Source organism: Pseudomonas sp. PARCl1 (assembly GCF_947311875.1).
Classification (GTDB): domain Bacteria; phylum Pseudomonadota; class Gammaproteobacteria; order Pseudomonadales; family Pseudomonadaceae; genus Aquipseudomonas; species Aquipseudomonas juntendi.
Map to the genome: position 1 here is coordinate 60,528 of NZ_CAMZMX010000009.1, position 20,163 is coordinate 80,690.

The window sequence follows — 20,163 nt, forward strand, 5'->3', positions numbered from 1 at the left end:
AGGGCACATTCACGCGCGGCGAATGTGCCCTCTGCTCAAGGGAGGTCGGACATTAGAAGAAACATCTGTGCCTATATGTAGGAATACGGCTGAACGTTCGGCACATTTTCGGAAATGCACGGCAGCGGCAGGCACAGGCTCCCCAAACCCTGGTTCGGGGAGCCTGGAAACTCAAACGTGGTATTGCGCCGACAGCTCGTGCACCGCGTTGATGAACACGCCTGCATGCTCCGGGTCGACTTCCGGGGTGATGCCGTGGCCCAGGTTGAACACGTGGCCGTTGCCGTGGCCGTAGCTGGCCAGGATGCGCGCCACTTCCTGGCGGATGGCCTCTGGCTTGGCGTACAGCACGGTCGGGTCCATGTTGCCCTGCAAGGCCACCTTGTCGCCCACACGGCGACGGGCGTCGCCAATGTCACAGGTCCAGTCCAGGCCCAGGGCATCGGCACCGGCCTCGGCGATGCTTTCAAGCCACAGGCCACCGTTCTTGGTGAACAGGATGACCGGCACCTTGCGCCCTTCGTGCTCGCGGATCAGGCCGCTGACGATCTTGCGCATGTAGGCGAGGGAGAACTCCTGGTAGGCCGCCGCTGACAGGTTGCCGCCCCAGGTGTCGAAGATCTGCACGGCCTGGGCACCGGCAAGGATCTGCCCGTTGAGGTAGCTGGTCACCGACTGGGCCAGCTTGTCCAGCAGCAGGTGCAGCGCTTGCGGGTTGTCATAGGCCATGGCCTTGGTCTTGCGGAAGTCCTTCGACGAACCGCCTTCGACCATGTAGGTGGCCAGGGTCCAGGGGCTACCGGAAAAACCGATGAGCGGAACGCGGCCGTTGAGTTCGCGGCGGATGGTGCTGACCGCATCCATCACGTAGCCCAGGTCTTTTTGCGGGTCGGGAACCGGCAGGGCTTCGATATCGGCCGGGGTACTGACGACCTTCCTGAAACGCGGGCCTTCGCCGGTTTCGAAGTACAGGCCCAGGCCCATGGCATCGGGGATGGTGAGGATGTCGGAGAACAGGATCGCCGCGTCCAGCGGGTAGCGGTCCAGCGGCTGCAAGGTAACCTCGCAGGCGAACTGCGGGTTCATGCACAGGCTCATGAAATCGCCTGCCTTGGCACGGCTGGCGCGATACTCCGGCAGGTAGCGCCCGGCCTGGCGCATCATCCACACCGGGGTGACGTCTACGGGTTGCTTGAGCAGTGCACGCAGGAAACGATCGTTCTTCAGGGCAGTCATGTCGGCATCCGGAAAAATAGTGCGGGCATTTTCTCAGACGCCAGCGCAAAAGGCACGGCCATGGCCATGCGTTTTGTCTATTGGATGCCACAGATCAAGCGTTTTTGTATACAAAAGCTTCGCGGGCACGCCCGCTCCCACAGGTTCTGCGCCGAACCCCGTGGCAGCGGGCGTGCCCGCGAACAGGTCGAGAATCAGACTTCCAGGTAGTCCAGGATACCCTCAGCAGCAGTGCGCCCTTCGAAGATCGCCGTCACCACCAGGTCCGAACCGCGCACCATGTCGCCACCGGCAAACACTTTCGGGTTGCTGGTCTGGTGCTTGAACTTGCCCTTCTCCGGCGCCACCACACGGCCCTGGCTGTCCAGCTGGATGTCATGCTGCTCGAACCACGGCGCCGGGCTTGGGCGGAAGCCAAAGGCGATCACCACGGCATCGGCCGGCAGGATTTCCTCGGAACCCGGAATCGGCTCGGGGCTGCGACGGCCACGGGCATCCGGCTCGCCCAGGCGGGTTTCGACCACCTTCACACCCTCGACCTTGTCCTCGCCGACAATGGCGATGGGTTGGCGGTTGTAGAGGAACTTCACGCCTTCTTCCTTGGCGTTCTTCACCTCTTTGCGCGAACCCGGCATGTTGGCTTCGTCACGGCGATAGGCGCAGGTCACCGCCTTGGCACCCTGGCGGATCGAGGTACGGTTGCAGTCCATGGCAGTGTCGCCACCGCCCAGCACCACAACCTTCTTGCCCTGCATGTCGATGAAGTCTTCAGGCGACTTCTCGAAGCCCAGGTTGCGGTTGACGTTGGCAATCAGGAAGTCCAGCGCGTCATGCACGCCCGGCAGGTCCTCACCCGGGAAGCCACCCTTCATGTAGGTGTAGGTACCCATGCCCATGAACACTGCGTCGTACTCGGCGAGCAGTTGTTCCATGGTCACGTCCTTGCCCACCTCGGTATTGAGGCGGAACTCGATACCCATGCCGGTGAACACTTCGCGGCGGTTGCTGAGCACGCTCTTTTCCAGCTTGAACTCGGGAATACCGAAGGTCAGCAGGCCACCGATTTCCGGGTTCTTGTCGAATACCACCGGGGTCACCCCGGCGCGCACCAGCACGTCGGCGCAGCCCAGGCCAGCAGGGCCTGCGCCAATGATGGCGACGCGCTTGCCGGTGGGCTTGACCTTGGACATGTCCGGGCGCCAGCCCATGGCAAAGGCGGTATCGGTGATGTACTTCTCCACCGAGCCGATGGTCACCGCACCAAAGCCGTCGTTCAGGGTGCAGGCACCCTCGCACAGGCGGTCTTGCGGGCACACCCGGCCGCACACTTCGGGCAGGGTGTTGGTCTGGTGCGACAGCTCCGCCGCCGCCAGGATGTTGCCTTCGGAAACCAGCTTCAACCAGTTGGGGATGAAGTTGTGCACCGGGCACTTCCACTCGCAGTACGGGTTACCGCAGCCCAGGCAACGGTGCGCCTGCTCCACGGACTGCTGCGGCTTGAACGGCTCGTAGATTTCCACGAACTCTTTCTTGCGCTGGCGCAGCAGCTTTTTCTTCGGGTCCTTGCGGCCCACTTCGATGAACTGGAAGTCGTTGTTCAGACGTTCAGCCATTTTTCAAAACCTCTTTACAGCAGCTGCAAGCTACACGCTGCAAACTGCAAGACGATCACTTAAGCCGGGCAAACCTCGTGCTGCTTCTGCGTGCAGCTTGAGGCTTGCCACTTGCAGCTGTTGTTACTGCGGGTTGGCGCGAGTGCTGGACAGCAGTTGCTTCAGGTTGGCTGCCTTGGGCTTGACCAGCCAGAAGCGCCGCACGTAGTCGTCCAGGTTCTCCGAGAGCTCACGCCCCCACTCGCTGCCGGTCTCCTCCACATACTCGGCAAGGACCCGCGCCAGATGGCTGCGGTAAGCTTCCATGGCTTCCCCACTGATACGCTGGATTTCCACCAGCTCGTGGTTGAGCTTGTCGACGAAGCTGTTGTCCATGTCGAGCACGTAGGCGAAGCCGCCAGTCATGCCAGAACCGAAGTTGTAACCGGTGTTGCCCAGCACGCAGACAAAGCCGCCGGTCATGTATTCACAGCAGTGATCGCCGGTACCCTCGACAACAGCGTGGGCGCCGGAGTTACGGACAGCGAAGCGCTCGCCGGCAGTACCGGCGGCAAACAGTTTGCCGCCAGTGGCACCGTACAGGCACGTGTTGCCGAGGATGGCGCTGTCCTGGGTGGCGAACGGGCTGCCAGCAGGCGGCACGATGGTGAGCTTGCCACCGGTCATGCCCTTGCCGACGTAGTCGTTGGCGTCGCCTTCCAGGTGCAGGTTCAGGCCACCGGCGTTCCACACACCGAAGCTCTGGCCTGCGGTCCCTTTGAAACGGAACGTGATCGGCGCCGTGGCCATGCCCTGGTTGCCGTGCAGGCGGGCGATCTCGCCCGATACACGCGCGCCGATGGAACGGTCGCAGTTGCAGATGTCGAGGCTGAACTCGCCACCGGCCTGGTCACGAATGGCCGGCATGGCCATTTCCACCATCTTCTCGGCCAGGTGGCCTTCGTCGAACGGCGGGTTCCTGTCGACTTCGCAGAACTGTGGCTTGTCTGCCGGAATGTGCGAGCTGCCCAGCAGCGGCGACAGGTCCAGGTACCGCTGACGCTCGGTGTCGCCTGGCAGCACGTCGAGCAGGTCGGTACGGCCGATCAGTTCGCCGAGGCTGCGCACGCCCAGCTTGGCCAGCCACTCACGGGTTTCTTCGGCGACGAAGGTGAAGAAATTGATCACCATGTCGACGGTGCCGATGTAGTGGTCCTTGCGCAGCTTGTCATTCTGCGTGGCTACGCCGGTCGCGCAGTTGTTCAGGTGGCAGATGCGCAGGTACTTGCAGCCCAGGGCGATCATGGGCGCGGTGCCAAAGCCGAAGCTTTCGGCGCCGAGGATGGCAGCCTTGATCACGTCCAGGCCGGTTTTCAGGCCACCGTCGGTCTGTACCCGCACCTTGCCGCGCAGGTCGTTGCCGCGCAGGGTCTGGTGGGTTTCGGCCAGGCCCAGTTCCCACGGGGCGCCGGCGTACTTGATCGAGGTCAGCGGCGACGCACCGGTACCACCGTCATAGCCGGAAATGGTGATCAGGTCGGCATAAGCCTTGGCCACACCGGCGGCAATGGTGCCCACGCCGGCCTCTGCCACCAGCTTGACCGACACCAGGGCCTGCGGGTTGACCTGCTTGAGGTCGTAGATCAGCTGGGCCAGGTCTTCGATCGAGTAAATGTCGTGGTGCGGTGGCGGCGAGATCAGGGTCACGCCCGGTACCGCATAGCGCAGCTTGGCGATCAGGCCATTGACCTTGCCACCTGGCAGCTGGCCGCCCTCGCCGGGCTTGGCGCCCTGGGCCACCTTGATCTGCAGCACTTCGGCGTTCACCAGGTATTCCGGGGTCACACCAAAGCGGCCGGTGGCCACCTGCTTGATCTTCGAGCTGCGGATGGTGCCGTAGCGCGACGGGTCTTCGCCACCCTCACCGGAGTTGGACCGCGCGCCCAGGCGGTTCATCGCCTCGGCCAAGGCTTCGTGCGCTTCCGGCGACAGGGCGCCAAGGGAAATACCGGCGGAGTCGAAGCGCTTGAGGATGGCCTCCAGCGGCTCGACCTGTTCCAGCGCCAACGGCTGGTCGGCCACCTTGACCTTCAGCAGGTCGCGGATCATCGACACCGGGCGCTGGTCGACCAGCGTGGTGTATTCCTTGAACTTGGCGTAGTCACCCTGCTGCACTGCAGCCTGCAGCGTGTTGACCACGTCCGGGTTGTAGGCGTGGTACTCGCCACCGTGCACGAACTTCAGCAGGCCGCCTTGCTGGATCGGCTTGCGCGCGCTCCAGGCTTCGGCTGCCAGCAGCTTCTGGTCGCTTTCCAGGTCTTCGAAGCGTGCACCCTTGATGCGGCTGGACACCCCCTTGAAGCTCAGGCCGACCACTTCTTCGGACAGGCCGATGGCTTCGAACAGCTGCGCACCCCGGTACGAGGCGATGGTGGAGATACCCATCTTCGACAGGATCTTCAGCAAGCCCTTGGAAATGCCTTTGCGGTAGTACTTGAACACCTCGTCCAGGTCGCCCAGCACTTCACCGGTACGAATCAGGTCGGCGAGCACTTCGTAGGACAGGTACGGGTAGACGGCCGAGGCGCCGAAGCCCAGCAGCACGGCGAAGTGATGCGGGTCGCGGGCTGTGGCGGTTTCCACCAGGATGTTGCTGTCGCAACGCAGGCCCTGCTCGGTCAGGCGGTGGTGTACGGCACCCACGGCCAGCGAAGCATGCACAGGCAGCTTGCCCGGGGCAATGTAGCGGTCGCTCAGCACCAGCTGGGTCTTGCCCGCGCGCACGGCTTCTTCAGCCTGGTCGGCAATGTTGCGGATCGCCGCTTCCAGGCCGACGCTCTGCTCATAGTTGAGGTCGATCAGCTGACGCTCGAAGCCTTCACGCTCCAGGTTCATCAGCGAACGCCACTTGGCCGGGGAAATGACTGGCGAGCTGAGGATCACCCGCGAGGCGTGCTCCGGGGACTCCTGGAAGATGTTGCGCTCAGCGCCGAGGCAGATTTCCAGCGACATCACGATCGCTTCGCGCAGCGGGTCGATCGGTGGGTTGGTCACCTGGGCGAACTGTTGGCGGAAGAAGTCGTAGGGCGAACGCACACGTTGCGACAGCACAGCCATCGGCGTGTCGTCACCCATCGAGCCAACGGCCTCCTGGCCCTGCTCACCCAACGGGCGCAGCACCTGGTCACGCTCTTCGAAGGTGACCTGGAACATTTTCATGTATTGCTTGAGCTGGTCAGCGTCGTAGCTGGCCACGCCCTGGTCGTCGGTCAGCGTCGCCTGGATACGCGTGGCGTGCTGACGCAGCCAACGCTTGTACGGGTGGCGCGACTTCAGGCGGTCGTCGATGGCATCGGTATCGAGGATCTGCCCGGTTTCGGTGTCCACGGCAAGGATCTGGCCCGGGCCCACGCGGCCCTTGGCCAATACTTCCTCAGGCTGGTAGCCCCACACGCCGATTTCAGAGGCGATGGTGATGTAGCCATTGGTGGTGGTCACCCAGCGCGCCGGGCGTAGGCCGTTACGGTCGAGCAGGCACACCGCGTGGCGGCCTTCGGTCATGACGATACCGGCCGGACCGTCCCACGGCTCCATGTGCATGGAGTTGTATTCGTAGAACGCGCGCAGGTCGGCGTCCATGGTCTCGACGTTCTGCCAGGCTGGCGGTACCAGCATGCGCACGCCGCGGAACAGGTCGATACCGCCGGTGACCATCAGCTCCAGCATGTTGTCCATGCTCGAGGAGTCCGAACCGACGCGGTTGACCAGCGGGCCAAGCTCTGCGAGGTCGGGGATCAGGTCGTTGGCGAACTTGGTGCGACGGGCCATGGCCCAGTTGCGGTTACCGGTAATGGTGTTGATCTCGCCGTTGTGGGCGAGGAAGCGGAACGGCTGCGCCAGCGGCCACTTCGGCAGGGTGTTGGTCGAGAAGCGCTGGTGGAACACGCAAATCGCCGTTTGCAGGCGCTCGTCACCCAGGTCCGGGTAGAACGCCGCGAGATCGCGCGGCATCATCAGGCCTTTGTAGATGATGGTCTTGTGCGAGAAGCTGCAGATGTAGTGGTCGGCGTCATCGGCGTTGGCAACCGACGAACGGCGCCGGGCGCTGAACAGCTTGATGGCGAATTCCTGGTCGCTCAGGTCCTCACCGCCGATGAACACCTGCTCGATCTGCGGCAGGCGCTCCATGGCCAGGCGGCCGAGAACGCTGGTGTCGATCGGCACCTTGCGCCAGCCAACCAGCTTCAGCCCGGCAGCGATGATCTCGCGATCCATGTTGGCACGTGCAGCTTCGGCTTTGACCGGGTCCTGGTTGAAGAACACCATGCCAACGGCGTACTGCTTGGGCAACTCGACGGCAAAATGCTCCTGGGCCATGGCGCGCAGGAACTGATCGGGCTTCTGAATCAGCAGACCGCAACCGTCACCGGTCTTGCCGTCGGCGTTGATGCCACCGCGGTGGGTCATGCAAGTCAGTGCCTGCATGGCGGTTTGCAGAAGGTGGTGGCTCGCCTCGCCCGTCATATGGGCGATCAGGCCAAAACCACAGTTGTCCTTGAATTCTTCGGGATGGTACAGACCTGTTTTCATAGACACATTCTCACCAGGTTCACCTCTCAACGGAGGCAAATCTCTTTTTTAACAACCACTTACCATCCACGCCGATCAAACGCCAGCTTTTTTGCGGTGGCCATGGAAAACCATTGTTGCACAGCGACAGCGATGCTCACAAATTTTCATGTCTCACCATTGAAAATTTATGTCGCCATTTTGAATGTTTTTGCGTCATGCGCCGTGATAGGCGCTTGACTTGAGTCTGAAGCGTTTCAGCCATGACTGCAACTCGGGGCTTGTGGCCGGCAGTCTGGGACAGAAAAGCCTGCCGCGCTCGGGCGCAGCAGGCTAGTCGAAAGCTAGAATTCGCTTAGCAACAGGGCAGCGGGGTGGTGCCGCCCGGCAGGTATCAGCGGGCCGAGGCCAGCTCTTGTTGGACGCTGGCGACGGTACGTGGCCAAGGTTTACCAGCCTGGACCTTCGCTGGCAAGTTCTTGATTGCCGCAACCGCGGCATCGCGGCTGGCGAAACTGCCGTAAGTGACCACATACAGCGGCTTGCCTTGCAGGTCTTTCTTGAAGTAGCGATAGTCGCCACCCTGGGCTTTCACGTACGCCTGCGCCGAGGCCTCGGAGCTGGTGCCAAGGATTTGCACCACGTAATTGCCCGGTTTCTGGCCGGCGTACCAGCTGCTGTTGCCAGTGCCGCCAGCGGCTGGTTTTTCAGCAGGCTTGGCGGCCGGCTTGGCCACGGCGACCTGGGTCGGTGCCGGGGCCGGCTTGGCCGTCGCAACCGGCTTGGCAGGCTGGGTTGCGACCGGTTTTTGCGCAGGCGCAACCTGCTGCACGGGTTGCGCAGGCGTCGGCGCGGGGCCCGCCGCTACGCCTTGCGGCGGGGCGATGGTGGTCACGGTCGGCGGCGGGTTGCCAGGCTGCAGGGCGGTATCGCCAGCCGGGCTGCCTTCTTCCCCCTCACCCATGCCTGCGGCCTGGGCCAGCGGCTCGCGCATCACCGGCTGCGACTGGCCTCCCAGTGGCAGCGGCACCGGCTGGGACGAGCCAGAGAACTCGATGTTGGCGCCCTGCTTGCCGTCGCCAAGCGGTAACTGAGCCTGGGCAGCCGGTGCGTCGGCCGGCGCTTTTTCGCCCTTCTTGGGCATCAACACGGCAGCTGCAACGGCAACCACGACCACGGCAGACAACGCGAGCACATGTTTTTTTGGCATCTTGAACCCCATGGATGGTCGCTTGGCCGTCGTCCGGCTGGCGATCATGGCTTCGATCAAAGTGTCACGGGCGACCTGGTTGATGTTGCCAGGCCAGCCGTCGGAGTTTTCATGGATATCGACGATCTGTTCACGGCTGAACACCTCGATGCCCCGGCCTGCGCCTGCCAGGCGCTGCTCCAGGTATTCGCGGGTTTCCTCTTCACTGTAGGGGGCCAGCTCGATGATGTGGAAGCGTTCTTCCTCGACATTGAGCTCGTCCAGCCCTGCAATCAGCGAGGGCTCACCAAACAGGAACACGTGCGGACGCCCTTCCGGCACCCCCGCCGCCAATTCCAGCAACGCTTGGAGTGCCGACTCGTCGAGTTGTTCCGCATCGTCCACCAGCAAGTACACTTCCTGCCCGGTGAGTGCCAGTTGCACCACCTTGGACAGGATCGCCTGCATCTCCGGCTGGGCCACGTCCAGGTTCTGCGCGACCTGGCCCAATACACTGGCAGCATCGCTGGCACCACGGGCGGACACCACGACGCTCTGCACCGCCTGCTTGTTGGTGCTGGCCACCAGCGCCTGGCGCAGCAGGGTCTTGCCGCTACCCTGCGGGCCGGTGACGACCAGCATCAGTTGGCTGTAGCGAGCCAGGTGGTGCAGCTGGCCGAGCACAGGCTTGCGCTGGGCAGGGAAAAACTTGAAGCCGGGCACCCGCGGTGCGAACGGATCGTGGCTCAACTGGTAATGGTCGAGAAAGGCCTCATCGGCATGCAAACTGGTCATTGCGCTGTCACAACCTCAAAGCTGGGCCACGATCGCGCGGTAATCCGCCGACAGCGTGGCCTGTAGAATCTCTTTCGGATAGTCGTCGGTGACCACGGCCTCGCCCATCTGGCGCAGCAGCACCAGACGCAGACGCCCGTCGAGCACCTTCTTGTCGACCGCCATGTGCTCCATGAAATGCGCCGGGGTCATTTCCTGTGGTGGCACCACCGGCAAACCTGCGTCCTGCAACAGGCGGATTCCGCGATCGCGCTCGGCCTGGTCGAGCCAGCCAAGGCGCATGGACATTTCCAGGGCCATGACCGTGCCCGCCGCCACGGCTTCGCCGTGCAGCCACACGCCATAGCCCATGTGGGTTTCGATGGCATGCCCGAAGGTATGCCCCAGGTTCAGCGTGGCCCGCACGCCAGACTCGCGTTCGTCGGCGCCCACCACTGCGGCCTTGGCCGCACACGAGCGGCGAATGGCTTCGGTCAGGGCTGCCGAGTCGAGGGTACGCAGGGCCTGCATATTGTCTTCGAGCCAGGCGAGGAAGGGCTTGTCACAGATCAGCCCATACTTGATCACTTCGGCCAGGCCTGCCGAAAGCTCGCGCGCCGGCAGGGTCTTCAGGCTGGTGGTATCGATCAGCACCGCGTTGGGCTGGTAGAAGGCGCCGACCATGTTCTTGCCCAGCGGGTGGTTGATGCCGGTCTTGCCGCCTACCGAGGAATCGACCTGGGACAACAGGGTGGTCGGCACCTGGATGAAGTCCACACCCCGCTGATAGCAGGCAGCGGCAAAGCCGGCCATGTCACCGACCACCCCGCCGCCCAGGGCGACAACGGTGGTACGGCGGTCATGCCGCGCCGTCAGCAGGCCATCGAAGATCAGTTGCAGGGTTTCCCAGTTCTTGTGGGCTTCGCCATCGGGCAGTACCACTGGCAGCACCGAGTAGGCCCCCAGGGTCTTGGCCAGGCGGTCGAGATACAGCGGCGCGACGGTCTCGTTGGAGACGATGGCAACCTGCCGGCCGGCAATGTGCGGCGCGAGCAGCTCGGGCTGGTCCAACAGGCCTTCGCCAATGTAGATCGGGTAGCTACGCTCGCCCAGGTCGACCTTCAGTGTCTGCATGTATCCCCACAATGTTCTTGGGCGCGGTGCCGTTCTGGCGACCTGCGCGGTAACGTTGAACCTCGCCTCGGCGCTGGTGGCCGAGAATAGTCCCGGGTTAACGGGGCGGCAACTGCTGCAAGCGCTCGAGGATGTCGATCACCACCATGCGTGGTGGCCGCTCGTCGGTTTCTACGACCAGGTCGGCGATCTCGCGGTAGAGCGGGTCGCGGGTTTCCAGCAGGTTCCGCAAGGTGGCCTCGGGGTTGGCGGTGCGCAGCAGCGGGCGATTGCGGTCGCGCGCCGTGCGGCCGACCTGCTGTTCGACCGAGGCGTGCAGGTAGATTACCCGGCCGCCTTGGTGCAGCGCCTGGCGGTTGGCTTCGCGCATGACGGCACCGCCACCGGTAGCCAGGACCACGCCGTCGAGGCCACACAGCTCGGCAATCATCGCTTGCTCGCGATCACGGAAACCCGGCTCGCCTTCCTTGTCGAAAATCCACGGGATGTTGGCGCCGCAACGCAGTTCGATTTCCTTGTCGGAATCCTTGAACAGCAGGCGCAGCTCTTTGGCCAATAGGCGGCCGATGGTGCTTTTACCAGCACCCATGGGCCCCACAAGTATCAAATTTCGCACAGAATCAACGACTCACAGCAATCGCCTGGTCACTCATGATACGCGGAGTCAGGAAGACCAGCAGCTCGGATTTTTTCTCTTGTAATGCATCGCGTCGAAACAGCCGCCCAACATACGGCAGATCACCCAAAAATGGCACCTTGTCGACCACATTGTTTTGCGAAGTCGAGTACACGCCGCCAATCACGATCGTTTCGCCGTCGGCCACGCGAACCTTGGCATTCACCTCGTTCTTGCGGATCGGCGGCACGTCGTTCAAGGCATTGACGTAATCCGGTTCGTCCTTGGTCACCCTGACAGCCATGATTACCTTGTTGTCCGGGGTAATTTGCGGGGTCACCTCCAACGACAGCGAGGCCTCGCGGAACGACACCGAGGTAGCGCCGCTCTTGGTGGTTTCCTGGTAGGGCACCTCGGTACCCTTGAGGATCCTGGCCGTTTCCTTGTCGGCCGTGACCACCTTGGGTTGCGAAATGATCTCGCCATTGCCGCTTTTTTCCATGGCGCTGAGCTCGAGGTCCAGCAGCACATCCCCGCGCAGCAGGCCAAGGCCGATGCTGCTGCCAGCCCGCTCGACACCCAGGTCGACGAACAGCGACTTGCCCGGCAGCGGGTTGTCGCCATACAAAGGGCCGCCCCAGCGCACCCCAAGGGCTTTCTCGTAATCGACGTTGGCCTCGACGATGCGCGCCTCGATCGCCACCTGGCGCACCGGCACATCCAGCTGCGCCACCAGTTGCCGCAGCTCATCGAGGCGTTCGGCCGGCAGGTAGGCCACCAGGGTATTGGTGCGCTCATCGACACTCAGGCTGCCCCACCCGGCGAGCAGGCTTTCGTCGGCCAGGCTGGTCTTGAGCAGTTCCGCAAGTTCGGCAGCCTTGGCATGGTGAACAGGCAACAGCTCCCGGCGCATGGGCTGCAACTGCGCCTCCAGCACCTGCCCCGCACGCGCTTCGGCAGTTTGCGCAGCCAGCGTGGCCGCCGGTGCCACCAGCAGCACATTACCCTCCTGGCGCCGGGCGAGGCTTTTGCTGCGCAAGACCAGGTCCAGCGCCTGATCCCACGGCACATCCTGCAAGCGCAGGGTGACATTGCCCTGCACGTCGTCGCTGGCGACCAGGTTGACGCCGGCATAGTCAGCGAGCACCTGCAAAACCGAGCGAATCTCGACATCCTGAAAGTGCAGCGACAGCGGCTCACCCTGGTAAGGCGTCGCGGTCGCCAGAGGCATGGGCAGCAGGGCCGCCAGCAGGTAGATCATCCTCGTTCTCATTCTGATCCGGGGCCTCCTTGCCCAGGCGTTTTGCGAGGGTGATGAACGCCGTGCGTTCATGCCACACCCCCGCCATGAACAACCGTTCGCGCACTTCGACCTGGCGCGGGCCGATGTGCATCACTATCCCTTGATCACGCCCTACCCGGTCCCCAAGGCGGACGCGGTAGAGCCTGCCGGCCGCCCGCAGCAGCGCTTGATGTTCCTGCCCACGCGTCAGGCTGCCGACCATTTCCAACTGGGCCAGGGGCGCGCGGGTCAAACCACCCGACAGGTGCGTTGCCAACGCGGCGAACGGATCCATGGCCGGTGCTCGCGTTGCCGGCCTGGCAGGCAGCCGCGCAAGCATGGCGACTGCCGCCCCGGCAACCGGCGCGTGATAGGCATCGACCCGCAGTTGCAAACGCAGCAGGCCTGGTTCGCCACCGCCGGCTGCCAAGCGCATGCTGCGACCGTGCATGACACGCGCCTGCCCCAACCACTCTTCCAGCCAGCCCCGCAAGGCTGGGTAGCTGCCCACCACCTGCAACTCCAGTGGCACTACGCTGAAGCCCTGCCGCTGCTGCTGCTCGTGCACATCGAGGCGCTCGACGAGCAGGCCGTGCTCGCGCCCCGAACCCGACAGACGGTCTAGCAGGTCGCTCATGCTTTCGCCGGCAGCCAGCTGCCATAGTGCCTTTTGCAAGCGCTGCCCATCGCTCGCCAGCTGTGCCCGCACCCCCTGCAACTCGGCAATCTGCGCCTGCGTGGCAGCCTGCTGCCGGCTCAGCTCGGCGTGCTTGCCCTCTTCTTCACCCTGCTGCTGCAACATGCCCGGCAGGCGAATCGCGCAGCCCAGGCCGAACAGCAGCACCGCCAGTGCCACAGGTGCCAGCCGCCGGAAGCGGCTGGAGCGCTCGGCTGCGCCAAGCCATGCGAGCAGTTGCACCTTGGTCACGACCAGAACGCCGCCACGCGCGCAGCCAGCAAGAATTCATCGCCGCCTGGCTGGCTCTTGATGTGTTTGAGCTCCAGGTCCAGCAGCACGCCGGAACGCTCCAGGTCGCGCATGAACTGGGCCAGTACGGCGCCGGAGGTGGCGAGCCCGCTCAACTCCAGGCGGCCGTTTTCCAGGCTGAGGCCCAGCAGCTGCATGCCCAATGGCAGTGCCCTTTCGAGGTCGGCGAATACGCCAGGCAGAACCCCCTGCTGAGCCTGCAGGCCCTCCAGCACCGCCAGGCGGCCGAGCAGTGCGGCATGCTGGGCACGCACATCAGCCAGTGGCTGAGCCTCCAGGCCCAGGGTTTCCAGGGCTGCCTGGCGCTGGGTGTTGGCCAACGCTTGTTGCTGGCCGCGCTGGCGTGCCTGTTGGTCGACCAGCGTCACGGCGCACAATGCCAGCAATGCGCCAGCCACCAGATGGCTGCGAAACCGGCGCATGGCCGCCTGGCGCTGGCGTTCGCGCCACGGCAGAAGGTTCAGCCGCATCATGGTCGCGCCCCTGCAAGGGCCAGGGCACTCGCCAGCAGCATCGGCCCATCGACCTGGGCAAGCCCGGCCAGCGCAGGCAGTTCTTGGCACGGCAGCGCCAGGCTTTGGCCCAGGGCCTGCAGCCAGCCTGGCTGCAGCGGTGAGCAGTTGCTGACCCACAACCTGGCAGGTAAAAGCCCTTCGGCGAGCAGCGCAGGCAGCCGCTCGGGCAGTTGCGCGGCCATATCCCCGTCAGCTGCCCGCAGCTCCCGACGCTGCAGCGCCCCGCCAGGCGCCCAGGCATGAACAGTCGCCCGGTGAGGTTCGATACGCAGCAACGCCGCCCCAGCCTGCTCACCCGCAGGCAGCATGCGGCGCAGGGCAATGCTGTCGACCTCGACCGCCTCCAGTTGCAGCCCCGCCTGCTGCACCAGCGCCTCGAGGGGTGCCAGTGCACTCCGCCGACACGCTGCAACCAGCACCTCGCTGCAGGCTGGCTGAACACCTGAAGCCCCCAGAACCTGGAAGTCCAGGGCCAGGTCTTCCAGCGGGAACGGAAACAACCGTTCGGCATCCGCCAGCAACTGCGCCTCCAGTTGCTCCTCACTGGGCCCCACTGGCAGGTGACACAACTTGCAGATGACCTGGCTGGCGGGCAGCGCCAGAGCCAGCCGCCGCTCGCCGAGGCCGCTGCGCCGATGAGCGCGCTGCAATGCCGCCGAGACCTGCTCGGGCGCTGCTGCCCAGTCATTGCCTGCCCCGAGCTGCAGCGGCTCATGGGCCCAACCCAGCACCCGCCAGCCGCGTTTGCGCTGTTGCAGTTGCACCAGATGAATGGCGTGAGCGGTAATTTCCACCCCTACCAGTGAACCGGCATCCTTGCCGAAGCGTCCAAGCATTGCGAATTCCTTGCTGTATGTCGCGCCCCCGCGGCAACACTGGGCCGGGGCCACCCGTCAGGGCGACGGGCTGCCTGGCCGGTGGCCCGGAAAGGCGAAAAAATGCGTATAATGCCCAGCGTTTTTTGGTCCGCCGGACCTGCGTGCAATCCACTTTCAACCTGGACACCGAAAAGCCTTGATACGTCTGCTGAAGTTCTTCTGGTGGTCTTCCGTCGCAGTCATTTGCGCGCTCGTACTCGGTGTGAGCGGTGCGTTTCTGTATCTTAGTCCCAACCTGCCCTCGGTCGATTCGCTCAGAAGCATCCAGTTGCAGATCCCCCTCAAGGTGTACAGCAGCGATGGCAAGCTGATTGCCGAATTTGGCGAAATGCGCCGTTCGCCGATCCGTTTCGCAGACATTCCCCCACAGTTCATTCAGGCATTGCTGTCAGCCGAGGACGACAATTTCCTCAACCACTACGGCGTGGACCCCAGCAGCCTGATGCGCGCGGCCACCCAGCTGGTGAAAACCGGGCACATTCAGACCGGCGGCAGCACCATCACCATGCAGGTGGCCAAGAACTTCTTCCTGACCAGCGAGCGCAGCTTCTCGCGCAAGACCAACGAAATTCTGTTGGCCCTGCAGATCGAGCGGGAGCTGACCAAGGACGAGATTCTTGAGCTGTACGTGAACAAGATCTACCTCGGCAACCGCGCCTACGGTATCGACGCCGCGGCCCAGGTCTACTACGGCAAGTCGATCCGTGACGTGAGCCTGGCACAGATGGCGATGATCGCCGGCCTGCCCAAGGCGCCCTCGCGCTTCAACCCCCTGGCCAACCCGGTGCGCGCCAAAGAGCGCCGCGACTGGATCCTGGGCCGCATGTACAAGCTGGGCAAGATTGACCAGGCCAGCTACCAGGCCGCCCTGGACGAGCCACTCAACGCCAGCTATCACGTGCCGACGCCCGAGGTGAATGCACCGTACGTCGCGGAAATGGCTCGCGCGGAAATGGTTGGCCGCTACGGCAGCGACGCTTACACCGAAGGCTTCCGCGTTACCACCACCGTGCCCAGCGACATGCAGGAAATGGCCAACAAGGCCATCCTCAATGGCCTGTCCGATTATGACGAGCGCCACGGCTACCGCGGCCCTGAAGCCCGCTTCCCGGGGCGCACCGAGGCTGCCTGGCGCCAGGAACTGGGCAAGCAACGCACCTTGGGCGGGCTGGAGCCCGGCATCGTCACCCGGGTCGAAAAAACCGGCCTTGCGGTGCTGACCCGTGACGGCCAGCAGGTGCATGTGCCCTGGGACACCATGAAATGGGCGCGCCCGTTCATCAACAGCAACGCCCAGGGCCGCACCCCGCAGTCGCCCGCCGATGTCGCCCAGGTCGGTGACCTGGTGCGCCTGCAACGCCTGGACGATGGCACCTTCAAGTTCAGCCAGGTGCCGGGGGCACAGAGTGCACTGGTCACCCTCGACCCCAACAGCGGCGCCATCCGCGCCTTGGTCGGCGGTTTCTCGTTCGAGCAGAGCAACTACAACCGGGCGATGCAGGCCAAACGCCAACCGGGCTCAAGCTTCAAGCCGTTCATCTACAGTGCTGCACTGGACAGTGGCTATACCGCCGCCAGCCTGGTCAACGACGCGCCGATCGTATTCGTCGACGAATCGGTCGATAAGGTGTGGCGACCGAAGAACGATACCAACACGTTCCTCGGCCCGATCCGCATGCGCGAAGCGCTGTACAAGTCGCGCAACCTGGTTTCGATCCGCTTGCTGCAGGCCATGGGCGTGGACCGCACCATCGACTACATCGCCAAGTTCGGCTTCAACAAGCAGGACCTGCCGCGCAACCTGTCGCTGGCCCTGGGTACCGCCACCCTGACGCCGATGGAAATCGCTACAGGCTGGAGCACCTTTGCCAACGGTGGCTACAAGATTGCCCCCTACCTGATCGACCGTATCGAGAGCCGCAGTGGCGAAACGCTGTTCACCGCCAACCCGGCTCGCGTACCCCAAGGTACTGAAGACCAGGCCGGCCTGGCCGCCCCCGAGCAGCCGATCAGCACCGCCAGCATGCCCGGCGAGGCACCGGCGGCCCCCGGCCAAACCCCTGCGGCAGCGCAGCCACCAGCGGTTGCCGAGCGCATCATCGACGGGCGTACCACCTATATTCTCACCAGCATGCTGCAGGACGTGATCAAGCGCGGCACCGGCCGCCGGGCGCTGGCTTTGGGCCGCACCGACCTGGCAGGCAAGACCGGTACCACCAACGAGTCCAAGGACGCCTGGTTCTCTGGCTACAACGCCGACTACGTGACCACCGTGTGGGTTGGCTTCGACCAGCCGGAAACCCTGGGCCACCGGGAGTACGGCGGCACGGCGGCGCTGCCGATCTGGATGAGCTTCATGGGTGCGGCACTCAAGAACAAGCCTGCACATGCGCCGGCCGAGCCAGAAGGCATTCTCAGCCTGCGCGTAGACCCCGTCAGCGGCCGGGCAGCTTCGCCGGGCACACCCAATGCCTACTTCGAGCTGTTCAAGGCCGAGGATTCGCCGCCATCGGTGGACGAACTGGGCAATGGGGCCGTGCCGGGCAGCCCATTGCCAGCGGATGAAGCGACGCCGATGGACCTGTTCTGAGGCAGGGCGCCCGATCCGGGGCAGGTGCACGGCGGCGTTCGACCCTACGGGCGCCGACACTGTCGGCCCCTGCCCCTCACCTGCCGGCCCCGACGCATTCCCACCGCGCATAAAAAAGCCCCGGCTCGAAAGAGCCGGGGCTTTTTACACCGCTACAACAGCAATCAGCCGTTGAACACGTCATCCACGCTCTTGAGCGGGTAGTGCTTTGGATACGGCAGGGTAGCAACGCCGGACTCGATGGCAGCCTTGGCCACGGCGTCGGAAACGACGGTGATCAGGCGGGCATCCAGGGGCTTCGGAATGATGTACTCACGGCCGAACTCCAGCGCTTGCACGCCGTAGGCATCGCACACTTCCTTAGGTACCGGCAGCTTGGCCAGGTCTTTCAGGGCGATGGCCGCAGCGATTTTCATTTCTTCGTTGATGCGCTTGGCGCGTACGTCCAGGGCACCACGGAAGATGAACGGGAAGCCCAGTACGTTGTTGACCTGGTTCGGGTAGTCCGAACGGCCGGTGGCCATGATCACGTCGCTGCGGGTGGCGTGAGCCAGCGCTGGCGAAATTTCCGGATCAGGGTTGGAGCAGGCGAACACGATCGGGTTGGCCGCCATCGACTTCAGGCCTTCTGCGCTCAGCAGGTTCGGGCCGGACAGGCCAACGAACACGTCGGCACCCTCCAGGGCGTCGGCCAGGGTGCGCTTGTCGGTCGCGTGGGCGAACTGGGCCTTGTACTGGTTCAGGTCGTCACGGCCAGCGTGGATTACGCCGCTGCGGTCGATCATGTAGATGTTCTCGACCTTGGCACCCATGCTCACCAGCAACTTCATGCAGGAGATGGCAGCTGCACCGGCACCCAGGCACACGATCTTGGCTTCTTCGAGCTTCTTGCCGGCGATTTCCAGGGCGTTGATCATGCCGGCCGCAGTAACGATGGCGGTACCGTGCTGGTCATCGTGGAACACCGGAATGTCGCACTGTTCGATCAGCGTGCGTTCGATCTCGAAGCACTCTGGCGCCTTGATATCTTCGAGGTTGATGCCACCGAAGGTGATCGAGATGCGGCGAACGGTGTCGATGAATGCTTGCGGGCTTTCCGATTCGACTTCGATGTCGAATACGTCGATACCTGCGAAACGCTTGAACAGAACGCCCTTGCCTTCCATGACCGGCTTGGAAGCCAGTGGGCCGAGGTCACCCAGACCGAGGATGGCAGTGCCATCGGAAATCACCGCAACCAGGTTGCCTTTGCCGGTGTATTTGTATGCCAGCTCTGGATCCCGGCCAATTTCACGCACCGGCTCGGCAACACCTGGGCTGTAGGCCAGGGCGAGGTCACGGGCAGTGGCAGTTGGCTTGGAAAGTTCGACGCTCAGTTTCCCCGGGCGAGGTTGAGCGTGATATTCGAGAGCGGCAGTTTTCAGGTCTGACATGGTGGGCATTCCGCTATTTACTGTTCTGACGGACCGCCGAGGATACGCAAAGAGCCGGGTAGTCACAAGACTGGTCGGTCACTTGTGTCAAGGCCTTTAGCCTACGACTTTCCGCTAAAACCCACGGGGGCATACGGCTAACAGTGTGTACAATCCAATAGCGAACTGTCTACATTTTTTAGCCAGAAGTACGCGCCAGCATGCTCGGGTCGGTCAGTGGCAATACCCAGCGCCGCTGCCCTGGCTTGAGGCCGCCCTTGCGGGAACGGTCCACCACCCAGCCACGCACCTCGACCTGGCGCCCTTTGAGGTTAGCGAAGAAACTGGCCGGGAAGTTGCGCTGCAGACGAGCGGAGACCTGCACCACCACGGCACGGTCAAGGTTCAACCAGACACCACCTCGGTTGCGTTCGATGCTCATGATTCGGCCACTGAGCACAGCAAAACCAGGCTGCCTGATGGCGTCTGCCGGCACCACGGGCGACTGCCGCCAAAGGCCGGCGCCGGCCTGGCGTGCGGCCTGCTCGGCGCGTTGCTGGCAGCCACTGAGGCGCACATTGGGGGCGACGGCCACCCGGTAGCCCAAGCCTTCACTGAGCAATTGTGCTTCGAGATTGTCGCCATTACGGCCATAAATGTGCGCCAGTGTGCGCCCATACTTGTCTTTGGCTTGCACACCGGGAACCAGCCCTACACGCCCGTCACTGGCCTTGACCAACGCCTGCAGGCGCCGCTTGGCAGCTTCGGCATAGGGCTCGCTGCTACGCCCCTTGCGACCGATCTCCGGGGTGTTGATGCCGATCAGCCGCACACTGCGGCCATCCACCAGACGCACGGTGTCGCCGTCGACCACCTGTCGCACCCGAACCTGCTCGGGTTTGACCGGCAGCGGGCAGAAGGCCAGGGCGGGCAAATGCCAGATCGCACCCACAAAAAAGGCGCCCACGAGGGGCGCCTTTTTCAGCAACAATGCGAAGCCCGAAGGACTCGCCATGCGCATGATTACTTCTTGGTACCGAACATACCGAAGCGGTCGGCGAACTTCTGTACGCGGCCACCGGTGTCCAGGACTTTCTGCTTACCGGTGTAGAACGGGTGGCACAGGTTGCAAACGTCGATCGACAGGGTGCTGCCCAGGGTCGAACGGGTTTCGAACTTGTTACCGCAGCTGCAGGTGACTGCAACAGCTTCGTAGTTCGGGTGGATACCTTCTTTCATGGTCACTTCCTCGAGCTGCGTGCCGCCACCCAACACCAATTGTTGAATACCGCACGTAATTAGGCGGCGAATAATACCAGAGCACACCGTCAGTGCAAGATGTCGCTTGCACCGACCGTCGTCTGCTAGGCTCGCCAGTTCTTGTAATG

The 20,163-nt window shown here is 63.6% G+C and carries 14 protein-coding genes; 1 reads left to right on the top strand and 13 read right to left on the bottom strand.

What is annotated here, in order from left to right:
- Window positions 1-171: 171 nt before the first annotated feature.
- The 10 genes from hemE to pilM form a co-directional block, all read right to left on the bottom strand.
- Window positions 172-1,236 (bottom strand): uroporphyrinogen decarboxylase, encoded by a 1,065-nt coding sequence (hemE, locus tag QME24_RS07515; protein WP_054904621.1) that lies wholly within the window; start codon window positions 1,234-1,236, stop codon window positions 172-174.
- A 194-nt stretch (window positions 1,237-1,430) separates the two neighbouring features.
- Window positions 1,431-2,849: an FAD-dependent oxidoreductase gene (locus tag QME24_RS07520; protein WP_009684959.1), complete on the bottom strand. Its 1,419-nt coding sequence runs from the start codon at window positions 2,847-2,849 to the stop codon at window positions 1,431-1,433.
- Between the two features lie 123 nt (window positions 2,850-2,972).
- A complete protein-coding gene (gene gltB / locus QME24_RS07525; protein ID WP_280091303.1) occupies window positions 2,973-7,418 on the bottom strand; it encodes a glutamate synthase large subunit in 4,446 nt (1,481 codons plus the stop codon).
- A 373-nt stretch (window positions 7,419-7,791) separates the two neighbouring features.
- On the bottom strand, window positions 7,792-9,381 hold the full coding sequence (locus tag QME24_RS07530) for an AAA family ATPase (RefSeq protein ID WP_054904623.1): 1,590 nt from the start codon (window positions 9,379-9,381) through the stop codon (window positions 7,792-7,794).
- 15 nt (window positions 9,382-9,396) lie between these two features.
- A complete protein-coding gene (aroB, locus tag QME24_RS07535; RefSeq protein ID WP_054904624.1) occupies window positions 9,397-10,494 on the bottom strand; it encodes a 3-dehydroquinate synthase in 1,098 nt (365 codons plus the stop codon).
- 97 nt (window positions 10,495-10,591) lie between these two features.
- Complete coding sequence (aroK, locus tag QME24_RS07540) at window positions 10,592-11,110, bottom strand: shikimate kinase AroK (protein WP_009684951.1); 519 nt, start codon at window positions 11,108-11,110, stop codon at window positions 10,592-10,594.
- 4 nt (window positions 11,111-11,114) lie between these two features.
- The gene (locus QME24_RS07545; protein ID WP_235768192.1) at window positions 11,115-12,383 is read right to left on the bottom strand and encodes a type IV pilus secretin PilQ family protein; all 1,269 of its coding nucleotides are present in this window, start codon (window positions 12,381-12,383) and stop codon (window positions 11,115-11,117) included.
- Window positions 12,307-13,305, bottom strand: coding sequence for a pilus assembly protein PilP (locus tag QME24_RS07550; protein ID WP_054904648.1), 999 nt, complete (start codon window positions 13,303-13,305; stop codon window positions 12,307-12,309). Before QME24_RS07550 ends, QME24_RS07545 begins: the two co-directional genes overlap by 77 nt.
- An 11-nt stretch (window positions 13,306-13,316) precedes the next feature.
- On the bottom strand, window positions 13,317-13,853 hold the full coding sequence (locus QME24_RS07555; protein ID WP_232892345.1) for a PilN domain-containing protein: 537 nt from the start codon (window positions 13,851-13,853) through the stop codon (window positions 13,317-13,319).
- Window positions 13,850-14,731: a pilus assembly protein PilM gene (gene pilM, locus QME24_RS07560; protein ID WP_232892346.1), complete on the bottom strand. Its 882-nt coding sequence runs from the start codon at window positions 14,729-14,731 to the stop codon at window positions 13,850-13,852. The genes QME24_RS07555 and pilM overlap by 4 nt, the downstream gene beginning before the upstream one ends.
- 178 nt (window positions 14,732-14,909) lie before the next feature.
- Between pilM and QME24_RS07565 the strand changes: the two genes are divergently transcribed.
- Window positions 14,910-17,363, top strand: coding sequence for a penicillin-binding protein 1A (locus QME24_RS07565; RefSeq protein WP_054904628.1), 2,454 nt, complete (start codon window positions 14,910-14,912; stop codon window positions 17,361-17,363).
- A gap of 164 nt (window positions 17,364-17,527) precedes the next feature.
- On the opposite strand, the gene QME24_RS07570 is transcribed toward QME24_RS07565, so the two are convergent.
- From QME24_RS07570 to rpmE, 3 genes are all read right to left on the bottom strand, one after another.
- The gene (locus QME24_RS07570; RefSeq protein WP_009684943.1) at window positions 17,528-18,796 is read right to left on the bottom strand and encodes a malic enzyme-like NAD(P)-binding protein; all 1,269 of its coding nucleotides are present in this window, start codon (window positions 18,794-18,796) and stop codon (window positions 17,528-17,530) included.
- Window positions 18,797-18,974: 178 nt separating this feature from the next.
- Window positions 18,975-19,796 carry a thermonuclease family protein gene (locus QME24_RS07575; RefSeq protein WP_054904629.1) on the bottom strand — a complete coding sequence of 274 codons (822 nt, stop codon included), beginning with the start codon at window positions 19,794-19,796 and terminating at the stop codon, window positions 18,975-18,977.
- Window positions 19,797-19,798: 2 nt separating this feature from the next.
- Window positions 19,799-20,014 (bottom strand): 50S ribosomal protein L31, encoded by a 216-nt coding sequence (rpmE, locus tag QME24_RS07580; protein WP_009684941.1) that lies wholly within the window; start codon window positions 20,012-20,014, stop codon window positions 19,799-19,801.
- Between the last annotated feature and the right edge of the window lie 149 nt (window positions 20,015-20,163).